The 11913-nt window shown below is 72.0% G+C and carries 11 protein-coding genes and 1 tRNA gene; 2 read left to right on the top strand and 10 right to left on the bottom strand.

The annotated features are described in order from the left end of the window. Window positions 1-623 precede the first annotated feature (623 nt). Window positions 624-1457 (bottom strand): oxidoreductase, encoded by an 834-nt coding sequence (locus IEY96_RS08730; RefSeq protein WP_189194307.1) that lies wholly within the window; start codon window positions 1455-1457, stop codon window positions 624-626. Window positions 1458-1560: 103 nt separating this feature from the next. On the opposite strand from IEY96_RS08730, the gene IEY96_RS08725 reads away from it, so the two are divergent. Then, window positions 1561-2463: a LysR family transcriptional regulator gene (locus tag IEY96_RS08725; protein WP_189194306.1), complete on the top strand. Its 903-nt coding sequence runs from the start codon at window positions 1561-1563 to the stop codon at window positions 2461-2463. A 188-nt stretch (window positions 2464-2651) separates the two neighbouring features. Here IEY96_RS08725 and IEY96_RS08720 read toward each other — a convergent pair. The 9 genes from IEY96_RS08720 to ald all read right to left on the bottom strand — a co-directional run bounded on the left by IEY96_RS08720 (window position 2652) and on the right by ald (window position 11307). Beyond that, window positions 2652-2725 (bottom strand) — tRNA-Pro (locus tag IEY96_RS08720). A gap of 160 nt (window positions 2726-2885) precedes the next feature. Continuing rightward, complete coding sequence (gene der, locus IEY96_RS08715) at window positions 2886-4292, bottom strand: ribosome biogenesis GTPase Der (protein WP_373293529.1); 1407 nt, start codon at window positions 4290-4292, stop codon at window positions 2886-2888. Continuing rightward, window positions 4289-4969 carry a (d)CMP kinase gene (gene cmk, locus IEY96_RS08710; RefSeq protein WP_189194305.1) on the bottom strand — a complete coding sequence of 227 codons (681 nt, stop codon included), beginning with the start codon at window positions 4967-4969 and terminating at the stop codon, window positions 4289-4291. The genes der and cmk overlap by 4 nt, the downstream gene beginning before the upstream one ends. 189 nt (window positions 4970-5158) lie before the next feature. Continuing rightward, window positions 5159-5929, bottom strand: a complete 771-nt coding sequence (locus tag IEY96_RS08705; protein ID WP_189194304.1) for a pseudouridine synthase — start codon at window positions 5927-5929, stop codon at window positions 5159-5161. Then, window positions 5916-6950, bottom strand: a complete 1035-nt coding sequence (gene scpB / locus IEY96_RS08700) for an SMC-Scp complex subunit ScpB (protein ID WP_189194303.1) — start codon at window positions 6948-6950, stop codon at window positions 5916-5918. The genes IEY96_RS08705 and scpB overlap by 14 nt, the downstream gene beginning before the upstream one ends. Before the next feature lie 4 nt (window positions 6951-6954). Next, complete coding sequence (locus IEY96_RS08695) at window positions 6955-7992, bottom strand: segregation and condensation protein A (protein WP_189194302.1); 1038 nt, start codon at window positions 7990-7992, stop codon at window positions 6955-6957. A 41-nt stretch (window positions 7993-8033) separates the two neighbouring features. After that, a complete protein-coding gene (locus IEY96_RS08690; protein ID WP_091266519.1) occupies window positions 8034-8957 on the bottom strand; it encodes a ParA family protein in 924 nt (307 codons plus the stop codon). A gap of 231 nt (window positions 8958-9188) precedes the next feature. Then, entirely contained in the window at window positions 9189-10181 is a 993-nt protein-coding gene (locus tag IEY96_RS08685) for a site-specific tyrosine recombinase XerD (RefSeq protein WP_229791526.1), read from the bottom strand. 10 nt (window positions 10182-10191) lie between these two features. Beyond that, window positions 10192-11307 (bottom strand): alanine dehydrogenase, encoded by a 1116-nt coding sequence (gene ald / locus IEY96_RS08680; RefSeq protein ID WP_189194301.1) that lies wholly within the window; start codon window positions 11305-11307, stop codon window positions 10192-10194. Between the two features lie 291 nt (window positions 11308-11598). Here ald and IEY96_RS08675 point away from each other — a divergent pair, with 291 nt between their 5' ends. Then, window positions 11599-11853, top strand: a complete 255-nt coding sequence (locus IEY96_RS08675; protein WP_091309479.1) for a TM2 domain-containing protein — start codon at window positions 11599-11601, stop codon at window positions 11851-11853. Window positions 11854-11913 lie beyond the last annotated feature (60 nt).

Here is an 11913-nt window from a genome sequence, read left to right as displayed (position 1 = left end):
GCGCCGGGGCCCAGGGTTACGGGGTCTGAAACACCACCTACCGACAGGAGCGTCGGCTTGTCCTTTTCGCACCAGCCAGCTGTGCAGGCTTCGGGTGCGAGGATCGCGTAAGCGTGACCGGAGACCACCTCTCGTTCGATGGAAACTGCGGTGTCCGCCCGGCCCGCATGAGGACCGGTAGCGGGCGATCCAACGGTGTAAGGCCCTCCCTTTCCTCTGCTTCCACTGCCCGAACTGTCCGCCGGCGTCGGAGCCCCACGCAACTTCGTGGCCCCACACGCGTGCGACGAACTGTCAGCTGGAGCCCTGAACGTGCCTCGGCCCCACCTGCGGCGCCCCGTCATACAGCTCAGGGCGTGCATAACTCCCCTGCCCGTCGCGACGTCGCGGTCGGTCAGTCCGTCTGCGTCTTTACGTACCTCTGTCGTCAACAAGAGTTACCTTAGCCGAGCCAGGCAAGGATATCTAGGATAACGAGCACAGGTTTCTTGGAGCCTGCGGGCAAGTTTCAGGTGGAGCCGAGGACCGTCCGTCAGCGGTCGCGCTGCCTGCCCTCAGCCCGGCTCGTTGCTGTCGACAGCTGGCGCCGAGACCCCGAATCGACCAGCGTGCACGTATGCCGGTCAGGCGACCGCCGTTGAGCGGCTGGTCTCTTCCCAGGCGGCGACCTCGGCCAGCAGCGCCTCGTGGTGCTCGCGCAGCCCGTCCACCGCGTCACCACCGAGCAGGAGCCGCAACGGCAGGCGGTCACTGTCCAGGACCTTCAGGATCGCCGCCGCACCCTTCACCGGGTCGTTCGGCTCCACGCCCGACAACTCGTGGGTGAGGCGGCGGGTCGCCCCGGCCGTGTCCTGGTACGCCGCCGTCTGCTCGGTGACGTACTTGTTGTTGTTGAACTCGGTGCGGAACGCGCCTGGTTCCACGATCAGCACCCGTACGCCCAGCGGCGCCAGCTCGGTCGCCAGCGTCTCGGACAGCCCTTCGAGGGCCCACTTGGCGGCGTGGTAGGCCCCAAATCCCGGGTACGTCTTCTGTCCCCCCAGGGAGCTCATCTGCACGATGGTCCCGCTGCCCTGCTCGCGCATCAGCGGTAGGACCGCCTTGGTGACCTCGGCCGCGCCGAAGAAGACCACCTCCATCTGCTGGCGCAGCTCTGCCATGGTGACCTCCTCCACCGCGCCGAGGACCAACGAACCGGCGTTGTTAACCAGGACGTCGATCCGGCCGTAGAGAGCCAGCGTGACCTGTACCGCGGCGTCAATCGAGGCCGGATCGGTGACGTCCAACGCCGTCGTGCTGATCCGGTCCTGCTCCGCCAGGTCGGCCAGGCTCTCCGGCCGGCGAGCAGTGGCCATTACCCGGTCACCGGCGGCCACCGCCGCCAGCGCCAGTTCCCGGCCGAAGCCGGAGGAACAGCCGGTGATCAGCCAGACCCGACCCTGCGTGTTGTCCTGCATCTTCCTGCTCCCGTCAAGTGTCGTCGTGAACAGGAACAATGCTGCTGGCGGGCAGTCCGGCGCGGCCAACACCGGTTACCTGCCACGGCGGTAGTCTCGGCCTGTGACCCCTGATCTTCGGCAGCTCCGGTACTTCGTCGCCGTTGCCGAGGAGTCGAGCTTCACCCAGGCCGCCAGCCGGCTGATGATCACGCAGCAGTCGCTCTCCCAGCAGATCAACGCGCTGGAACGGATCCTCGGCGCGAAACTGTTCAACCGGGACAGCCGGGGTACCAGACTTACCGATACCGGGGCACTGTTCCTGCCCGAGGCACGCGCGGTGCTGGACCGCGCCGACGAGGCCGTTGCCGTGGTCCGGCGGGCCGTGCGCGGCGAGACGGGCCGGCTCCGCCTGGCGTTCCTGGCCACCACCGCGAACCACCTGCTGCCGCCGGTGGTCCGGGCCGCCCGGGACCGCCTCCCCGGCCTGGAGCTGATCACCGAGGAGACCACCATCGCCCCGCTGGTCGAAGGCGTGCTCAGCGGCCGTTACGACCTCGCGTTCACCCGACCGCCACAGGTCCCGGGCCTGGCCGCACGGACCATCGCCACCGAACAGGTGTGCGTCGTCCTACCCGAGGGGCATCCGCTCGCCGACCGCACCGAGCTGACCCTGTCCGAGCTGGCAGACGAACGGTGGGTCATGACCCCGCGCAGCTCCTGGGAACCTTGGCACCAGACGTTCGACGAAAACTTCCGCGCCGCCGGGTTCACCCCCGACATCGTCGCCCGGGACGCCAGCGTTCAAGGGCTGCTCGGCCTGGTCGCGGCCGGTCTCGGGATCACCCGGCTCGGCTGGTCGGCGCACAACCTGCGCCGTACCGGTGTGGTGTTCGTACCGTTGGCCGGGGAAATCGCCACCACCGAGATGATCTGGCTGGCCGACAATCCCTCGCCCGCGCTGCGCCGCGTAACGGACGTGGTGACCGAGCTGGCCGCCACGATGGACCTAACCACCACCGGCTGAGTGCCACCGATCGACCGAACACCGGCCAGGGCCGATCGACCCCGCAGACACCTGGCCCTGGATCAACATCAGCGAGCCACGGCGGCAGGCCGGCTAGCCACACCCGCCAGCCGCCGGCGTCTCGCCGTTCGTCACCCAGGTACGACAAAGGGGCCGTCCCGATCTTCCGAGATGGCCCCTCACCTGCGTCGGGACGGCCGGATTCGAACCGACGACCCCTTGACCCCCAGTCAAGTGCGCTACCAAACTGCGCCACGTCCCGATGCCCCCGCGCGGCGTTCCCCGCGGCAGCCGGTACAGCTTAGCGCAAGATCCTCAGCCCCGCGCACAGGCCCCACTGGGTGCCGCGCCGCACTCCCCCTAGAGCGTCCTAGGAAAGAAGCCGCCGGGGATCGGACCCCGGCGGCTTCTTCGCAGATGGCTCAGCCGTGTGCCTTGCCCCGGCCGCCCGGGCCGAGCTTCTTGCGGGGGCGGACCGAGATGTCGATCGGGGTGCCCTCGAAGCCGAACTCCTCGCGGAGCTTGCGCTCCACGAACCGCTGGTAGCCGGCGTCGAGCGGGCCGGTCGTGAAGAGCACGAAGCGCGGCGGGGACACGCCGGCCTGGGTGGCGAAGAGGATGCGCGGGGCGCGGCCGCCACGCACCGGGTGCGGGGTGGCCTGGACCAGGGCGGTGAGCCACTGGTTGAGCTGCGCGGTCGGGATGCGGGTCTCCCAGCTGGCCAGGGCCTTGCGCAGCGCCGGGGCCAGCTTGTCGACCGCCCGGCCGGTCTTCGCCGACAGGTTCAACCGGATCGCCCAGGGGATGCGGCGCAGCTCCCGGTCGATCTCCTTGTCGAGGTAGTAGCGGCGGTCACCGTCGACCAGGTCCCACTTGTTGAAGGCGATCACCAGGGCCCGGCCGGCCTCCACCACCATGGTGAGGATCCGCTGGTCCTGCTCGCTGATCACCTCGCTGGAGTCGAGCAGCACCACGGCCACCTCGGCCGCCTCGATCGCCGAGGCGGTGCGCAGGCTGGCGTAGTACTCGGTGCCGCTGGCCTTGCCGACCCGCTTGCGCAGGCCGGCGGTGTCGACCAGCTGCCAGGTCTCGCCGCCGATCTCCGCCAGGCTGTCGACCGGGTCGACGGTGGTGCCGGCCACGGCGTCGACCACCGCCCGCTCCTCCCCGGAGAAGCGGTTGAGCAGGCTGGACTTGCCGACGTTGGGGCGACCGACCAGGGCGACGCGGCGCGGGCCGCGCGGGCGGTTCTCCACGATCTTCGGCGCCTCGGGCAGCGCCTCCATGATGGCGTCGAGCAGGTCGCCGGAGCCGCGGCCGTGCAGCGCGGAGACCGGGTACGGCTCACCGAGGCCGAGCGACCAGAGCGCGGTCGACTCCATCTCGATGGCCGTGTTGTCGGCCTTGTTGGCCACCAGGATCACCGGTTTGGCGCTGCGCCGCAGCATCTTCACGGCGGCCTCGTCCACATCGGTCGAGCCGACCACGGCGTCGACCACGAAGAGCACCACGTCGGCGGTGACCACGGCCGTCTCGGCCTGGGCGGCGATGGCCGCGGCGCGGTCCTTCGCGTCCGGCTCCCAGCCGCCGGTGTCCACCACGGTGAACGCCCGGCCGTTCCACTGCGCGTCGTACGGCACCCGGTCCCGGGTCACGCCGGGGATGTCCTCGACGACCGCCTGCCGGCGGCCGATGATGCGGTTGACCAGTGTGGACTTGCCCACGTTGGGGCGGCCGACCACGGCCACGACCGGCTGCGGGCCGGTCGGCTCACCGGGCTCGAGCTCCGGCTCGCGCAGCTCGACCCAGCCCCCGAAATCCTCGCTCACGCGACACCCCGCTCGGTGAGCAGCGCACGCAGCCGGGCGACGACCTCGTCGATGCCCAACTCGGTGGTGTCCAGCACGACCGCGTCGGCGGCCTGCTGGAGCGGGTTGACCTTGCGGGTCGAGTCGAGCTTGTCGCGGCGGGCCAGGTCGGCGGCGGTCGCCACGACGTCGGCGGCGTCCTCGGCGCTGCGCCGCTGGGCGCGGGCCGCCTCGGAGGCGGTCAGGTAGACCTTCAGGTCGGCGTCGGGCGCCACCACCGAGCCGATGTCGCGGCCCTCGACCACGATCCGGCCGGCGTCGGCGATCACCTGCCGCTGCCGGGCGACCAGCAGCTCGCGGACGGCGCCCACGGCGGCCACCGCGGAAACGGCGCCGGTCACCTCGGGACCGCGGATCGCCTTGGCGACGTCGACGCCGTCGGCGGTCACGCCGTACCCCTGGGGGTCGGTGCCGATGCGCAGGTCGACCTCGCCGGCGACCTTGGCCACCGACTCGGTGTCGGTCAGGTCGACCCCGGAGCGCAGCACCGCCCAGGTGAGCGCCCGGTACATGGCGCCGGTGTCGAGGTAGCGGGCGCCGAGGCTGACCGCGAGCCGCCGCGACACGGTGGACTTACCCGAACCGGACGGCCCGTCCACAGCGACCACGCAGCGCCCGGCCCGTACGTTTTCCTCCACCGTTGTCCTCCTCAGCCCGTACCTCGCGGGTCACCGGTGTCTCCGGCGCCGTTGAGCGGTTGTCCTGTCGTCAATCATCCCGCGCCGCGCGGGGCGGCCGCACGGGACGCCGCCGGGGGCGTCCCACGCCACCCGCCGGCCCGCGGGCCGCGTCGAAGCCTACCGGGAGCCGTACCCCGATCGACGGGGTCAGTCACCAACCGCCTTGAACAGGGCGGCGACCTCCGCGTTGGTCAGCCGCCGGAGCCGCCCGGTGCGCAGGTCGCCGAGCTTGATCGGACCGATCGAGGTACGGATCAGCCGGGACACCGGGTGTCCCATCTCGGCCATCAGGCGCCGGACGATGTGCTTGCGCCCCTCGTGCAGGGTCAGCTCCACCTGGGCGGTTTTACCCAGTGTGCCGACCACCTTGAAGGAGTCGACCTTCACCGGCCCGTCCTCCAGCTCGACGCCGGCCACCAGCTGCTTGCCCAGGTTGCGCGGGATCGGCCCCGCCACCTCGGCGAGGTAGGTCTTGAGCACCTCGTACGACGGGTGCATGAGCTTGTGGGCGAGGGTGCCGTCGTTGGTGAGCAGGAGCAGGCCCTCGCTGTCGGCGTCGAGCCGCCCGACGTGGTAGACCCGCTGCTCCAGCCGCGCGCCGATGAAGTCGGCGAGCTCGGTGCGGCCCTTCTCGTCGGCCATGGTGGTGACCACCCCGCGCGGCTTGTTCATGGCCACGTAGACCAGGCGGACGTCGGCCTGGAGCCGCTCGCCGTCGACGTGGATGACGTCGTGCGCCGGGTCCGCCTTGTCGCCGAGCTGGGCGACCCGGCCGTTGACGGTGACCCGGCGCCGGAAGATCAGGTCCTCGCAGGCGCGCCGCGATCCCACCCCCGCGGCGGCGAGCACCTTCTGGAGGCGCTCGGCGCCCTCGTACACGGGGGCGTCGGTCTTCGGGGCACGGTCATCGCGTCGCATCGGCAAGCTCTTCTACGTCGTCGGGGAGGAAAGGGGCCAGGGGCGGCAGGTCGTCCACCGAGTTCAGCCCCAGCTTCTCCAGGAACATCGTGGTGGTCCGGTAGAGGAAGGCCCCGCTGTCCGCTTCGGTGCCGCACTCCTCGACCAGGCCCCGGGAGACCAGCGTACGGATCACGCCGTCGCAGTTGACACCCCGGATGGCGGAGATCCGCGACCGGGTCACGGGCTGCTTGTAGGCGATCACCGCGAGGGTCTCCAGCGCGGCCTGGGTCAGCCGCACCGACTGGCCCTCCAGCACGAACCGCTCGACGTAGGTCGCGTATTCCGGGCGGGTGTAGAGACGCCAGCCACCCGCGGCCCGGCGCAGCTCGAAGCCGTGCCCGGCGGCCGTGTAGCCGGCCGCGATCTCGTCGAGCATCGGGCCGATCCGCTCCGGGGACTGCTCCAGGACCTGGGCCAGGGTCAGCTCGCTGACCGGCTGGTCCACCACCAGCAGGATGGCCTCCAGCGCGCCGCGCAGCTCGGCGTCGTCGAGCACGGGCGCGGGCTCCGGCACGGGCGCCGCGCGCCGCCGTCCCCGCTTGCCGGGTACGCCGTCCGCGCCACCCTCCCCCTCCGGCTCGCCGGACGAGGTGTCACGGCCCGCCGGACCGCCGACACCGGAGTCTGCGGGCTCGCCGGACGGGGCGGCAAGACCAGCCGGCCCGCCGACGCCGGAGTCGGCCCCGGCCAGGGCGTCGAGGTCGACCGCCTCGTCGACGCCGGGGGCGGGCTCCCCCGCTCCGGGTGCCGCCTCCGGCTCGACCGCCGGCTCCGCCGCGCTCTCCCCCACCGGATCTTGGAGAGTTTCCGTTCGAGACGAACGGTAAGTGTCCAAGATCTCTGGCTCGGCACCGGCGGCCGGCTCAGGCTCGGCCGGTGTCTCGCTGTCGGTGGGCTTCGGCGGGGTCGGGCGCTCCCACGGGGGGATCCAGGCGGCGGCCTGGTCGGCCAGCGAGTCGCGGCGTTCCTCGTCGCTCATCGGGTCACTCCTGTGTCGGCGCGGCGTCGTCCGCCACCGCGGCCTGTGTCAACGCGGCCTCGTCCGCCGCCCCGCCCTGTGCCGGCGCGGCCTCGCCCGCCGCCGCGGCCGTTCCCTCGTTCGCCCGAGGCGTGGGCGGGGTGACCTCCGGGGAGCCGGCGTACTCGTCGATGGTCAGCTCGGTGGCGCCGTCGGCGGAGCCGGTCCAGCGCACGGTCAACTCCTCCAGCGCCTGCTCCTGGACGAAGGCGACCAGCCCCTGCCGGTAGAGCTCCAGCAGCGCCAGGAAGCGGGCCACCACCTCCAGGGTGATCTCGCAGTCGGCGCAGAGCAGCGAGAAGCTGGCGGTGCCGGCGCGGCGCAGCCGCTCGGAGATGATCTCCGCGTGCTCCCGGACGCTGACCCGGACCATGTGCACGTGCGCGATGGACACCTCGGGCACCGGCTTCGGGGTCATCGCCTTGAGCGCGAGCTTGAGCAGCCGCTCCGGGCCGATGCCGAGCACCAGGTCGGGCAGGGCCTCGGCGTACCGGGGTTCCAGGGTGACCGCGCGGGGGTAGCGCCGCCCGCCGACCGACTCCAGCTCGGCGATGTGCGCCGCCGCCTCCTTGTACGCCTTGTACTGCAACAGCCGGGCGAAGAGCAGGTCCCGGGCCTCCAGCAGGGCCAGGTCCTCCTCGTCCTCCACCTCGGCGGCGGGCAGCAGCCGGGCCGCCTTCAGGTCCAGCAGCGTGGCGGCGACGAGCAGGAACTCGCTGGTCTCGTCCAGGTCCCACTGGTCGCCCATGGCCCGGAGGTACGCGATGAACTCGTCGGTGACCTTGTGCAGGGCCACCTCGGTGACGTCCAGCTTGTGCTTGCTGATGAGCTGGAGCAGCAGGTCGAACGGGCCGGTGAAGTTGTCCAGCCGGACGGTGAAGCCGCTGGTCTCCTCGACGGTGGCCGGGTCGGCGGGCACCACGCCGTCGACCTCGGCGGCCAGCTCGGCGGCGGCCACCGGATCGGCGGCGCCGTGCGGCGGGTCGAGGGGCGGTGCGGTCACCGGCAAACCGTAGTCCACGACCCGGACACCTGGCGGGCGGCCTACCGCTCCGCCTGGGCGGCGATCACCTCGCGGGCGAGCTGGCGGTAGTTGCGCGCGCCGGAGGAGGCCGGGTCGAGGGTGGTGATCGGGGCGCCGGCCACCGTCGACTCGGGGAACTTCACGGTCTTGGTGATCACCGTCTGGTAGACCTTGTCGCCGAACGCCTCCACCACCCGCTGGAGCACCTGGCGGCAGTGGGTGGTGCGGCTGTCGTACATCGTGGCGAGGATGCCTTCGAGTTCCAGGTCGAAGTTGAGCCGCTCACGCACCTTGTCGATGGTGTCCAGCAGCAGCGCGACACCGCGCAGGCTGAAGAACTCGCACTCCAGCGGGATGAGCACACCGTGCGCCACGGTCAGCGCGTTGATCGCCAGCAGGCCCAGCGAGGGCTGGCAGTCGATCAGGATGAAGTCGTACTCCTTGCGGATCGTGCGGAGCACCCGGGCCAGGGCCATCTCGCGGGCGACCTCGTTGACCAGCTGGATCTCGGCGGCCGAGAGGTCGATGTTGGCGGGCAGCAGGTGCAGCCCGGCCACGTCGGTCTTGATCAGGACGTCCTCGGCGGTGACGTCGTCCTGCATGAGCAGGTTGTAGACCGACAGGTCGAGGTTGTGCGGGTTGACGCCGAGGCCGACGGAGAGGGCGCCCTGCGGGTCGAAGTCGACCAGCAGCACCTTGCGGCCGTACTCGGCGAGCGCGGCGCCCAGGTTGATGGTGGTCGTGGTCTTGCCGACGCCACCCTTCTGGTTGGCCATCGCGATGATCCGCGCGGGGCCGTGCCGGTCGGTCGGCATCGGCTCCGGGATCGGCTTGCGCATGGTGTACGCGGCCGGGTCGGCGGGGCCGAGGTCGGCACCGAGCGTCGCCTGCTGCTCACGGAGCTCCGACGTCCAGGTCTCGGCACGGTCACCGTTTCCTGCCATGTCCTCGTTGCCCCCTCCCGACGACCACCCGGCGTCGGAGCCGTCCGACGTCCCTCGCGGCGCCGCTGCGCACCCCCGGTCCGTCACCCCTGGAGGCCCGCGCCGAAGCCGACTGTACGCCACGCGCCAGCAGCGCGTTCGGTAGCGGGTCGGCGTGTCGGGACGGCGGTCAACCGGGACGCTGTTTCGTTCGCGACTGCGGGGCTCGCAACCCCGGCTCACTCCTCGCGCTCACCCGTGGGCGCGCGGGTGGGCGGTCGCGTAGACCTCCCGCAGCCGTTCCACGGTGACCAACGTGTACACCTGGGTGGTGGTCACCGAGGCGTGGCCGAGCAGTTCCTGCACCACCCGCACGTCGGCCCCGCCGTCGAGCAGGTGGGTGGCGTACGAGTGGCGCAGGGTGTGCGGGGAGACCGCGTCGGGCCCGTCGACCGACAGGCCGGCCCGTCCGGCCGCGGCGCGCAGCACGGTCCACGCGCCCTGCCGGGTGAGCGGGCCGCCCCGGGCGTTGACGAAGAGCGCCGGGGTGCCCCGGCCGGCGGCGAGCAGCGCCGGGCGGCCCCGGACCAGCCAGGCGCGCAGCGCCTCGGCCGCGTACCCGCCGACCGGCACGAGCCGGGTCTTGCCGCCCTTGCCGTGCAGCAGCACGGTCCCGGCGTCGAGGTCGAGGTCGTCCACGACCGCGCCGACCGCCTCGGAGATGCGCGCGCCGGTGCCGTACAGGAATTCCAGGAGCGCCCGGTCGCGCAGCGCGCGGGGCGCGGTCTCGCCGGTGGCGGCGACCGGGCCGGCGGTCTCCAGCAGCCGGACCACGGCGTCGACCGGCAACGCCCGGGGCAGCCGGCGCGGCGGGGTGGGCGGGCGGACGTCGCGGCTGGGGTCGGCGGCGGCCGTGCCCTCGCGCAGCGCGAAGCGGTGCAGGCCGCGCACGGCGCTGGCCGCACGGGCGGCGGAGGAGACGGCCAGCGGGGGGTGGTCGGCGTCGCCGGCGCGCAGCCGGGCCAGGTGCGCCTCGATCTGGGCGGGCCCGACGGCGGCCAGGTCGGTAACCCCGGCGGCGGCCAGAGTGGACAGGTAGCGGTCCAGGTCCCGGCGGTACGAGGCGAGGGTGTTCGTGGACAGTCCCCGCTCGACGGTGAGGTGGTCCAGGTAGCCCCGGACGGCACGGCGCAGGGCCGGCGCGGGCTCGACGCCCGCACCGGCCCTGTCCGCGGTGGCGGTCAGGCCGTGCCCCTCAGGCCAGAACCTCGGCCAGCGGCAGCGCGGTCATGCCGTGCGCCTCGGCGACCGGGCCGTAGACGACCTGGCCGGCGTGGGTGTTCAGGCCGAGGGCGAGCGCCGGGTCGTTGCGCAGCGCCCCGCGCCAGCCCTGGTTGGCCAGCTCGAGGGCGTACGGCAGCGTGACGTTGGTCAGCGCGTAGGTGCTGGTGTTCGGCACCGCGCCGGGCATGTTCGCCACGCAGTAGAAGATCGAGTCGTGCACCTTGTAGACCGGGTCGGCGTGCGTGGTCGGACGCGAGTCCTCGAAGCAGCCGCCCTGGTCGATGGCGATGTCGACGAGCACGCTGCCCGGCTTCATCCGGGAGACCAGCTCGTTGGAGATGAGCTTCGGGGCCTTCGCGCCGGGCACCAGCACCGCGCCGATGACCAGGTCGGCGTCGAGCACGGCCCGCTCGATCTCGTACGCGTTGGAGGCCACGGTCTGCAGGTGGCCCCGGTAGATGGCGTCGGCCTGGCGCAGCCGGGCGACGTTCTTGTCCAGCAGCAGCACCTCGGACTGGAGGCCCAGCGCGATGGCGGCGGCGTTCAGGCCGGAGACGCCGGCGCCGATGACCACGGTCTTGGCCGCGTACACGCCGGAGACGCCGCCGGGCAGCACGCCCCGGCCCCCGCCGGTGCGCATCATGTAGAAGGCGCCCACCTGCGGGGCGAGCCGGCCGGCCACCTCGGACATCGGGGCGAGCAGCGGCAGCGAGCGGTCGGGCAGCTCGACGGTCTCGTAGGCGATGCCGGTGACCTTCCGGTCCAGCAGCGCGTCGGTGCACTCCTTCGAGGCGGCCAGGTGCAGGTAGGTGAAGAGCACCTGCCCCTCGCGCATCCGGTGGTACTCCTCGGCGATCGGCTCCTTGACCTTGAGCACCAGCTCGGCGGTGTCCCAGACCTCGTCGGCGGTGGCCAGGATCTTCGCGCCGGCAGCGGCGAACTCGTCGTCGGTGATGCTGGAGCCCTCGCCCGCGCCGGACTCGACGAAGACCTCGTGGCCGTGGCGGGTGAACTCGTTGACGCCCGCGGGCGTGATCGCCACGCGGTACTCGTGGTTCTTGACCTCGCGTGGGATTCCGACCTTCACGATGCAGACACCTTCCTCCGGGGCAGCTCACCCCCGACTGCGCGGCGCCGCGACGGCCCCTTTGCCGACGCGGTCCACCGGTCCCGCCGGCGGCAGTCTAGGCGCGTGGGAACCCCACGGAGGCCAACACAGTGACATCCGGTGCCCGGTCGTGCTGACGGTGTGTCAGGCATCGACCGGGCTGGGCGGTGGAGACCGCCTCAGCCGTCAGGACAATGTTCGGTAAATATCTTCCCACCGTCGGGGCGCCGGTGCGGACAGGACGGCAGTCGATCACTAAGGTGTCCGCTCATGACCACTCCTCCTTACCAGCAGTACCCGCAGGGCGTCTCGGACAAGAGCAAGGTCGTCGCGGGCATCCTGGGCATCCTGCTCGGCTTCTTCGGTGCCGGGCGCTTCTACATGGGCGACACCAAGACTGGCGTGCTCCAGCTCGTGGTGAGCGTCGTGACCTGCGGCGCCGGCGCCCTGTGGGGCACCATCGACGGCATCCTGATCCTCGTCAACGGTGGCGTTGACGGGCAGGGCCGCCCGCTGCGCGACTGAGCGTCGGCACAGCGGAAAGGGGCCGCGCGGTGTACGCACCGCGCGGCCCCTTCGTCGTCC

The organism is Micromonospora fulviviridis, from assembly GCF_014648395.1.
GTDB lineage: Bacteria > Actinomycetota > Actinomycetes > Mycobacteriales > Micromonosporaceae > Micromonospora > Micromonospora fulviviridis.
Note: the sequence above shows the minus strand (reverse complement) of the source record. Positions and strands in the feature narration are given on the sequence as shown.

Excerpts from the sequence above, each read along its gene's own strand:
- IEY96_RS08730 (WP_189194307.1), bottom strand. The coding sequence starts at position 1,457 with ATGCAGGACAACACGCAGGGTCGGGTCTGGCTGATCACCGGCTGTTCC.
- IEY96_RS08705 (WP_189194304.1), bottom strand. The coding sequence starts at position 5,929 with ATGCGACGCGATGACCGTGCCCCGAAGACCGACGCCCCCGTGTACGAG.
- scpB (WP_189194303.1), bottom strand. The coding sequence starts at position 6,950 with ATGAGCGACGAGGAACGCCGCGACTCGCTGGCCGACCAGGCCGCCGCC.
- IEY96_RS08690 (WP_091266519.1), bottom strand. The coding sequence starts at position 8,957 with ATGGCAGGAAACGGTGACCGTGCCGAGACCTGGACGTCGGAGCTCCGT.
- IEY96_RS08675 (WP_091309479.1), top strand. The coding sequence starts at position 11,599 with ATGACCACTCCTCCTTACCAGCAGTACCCGCAGGGCGTCTCGGACAAG.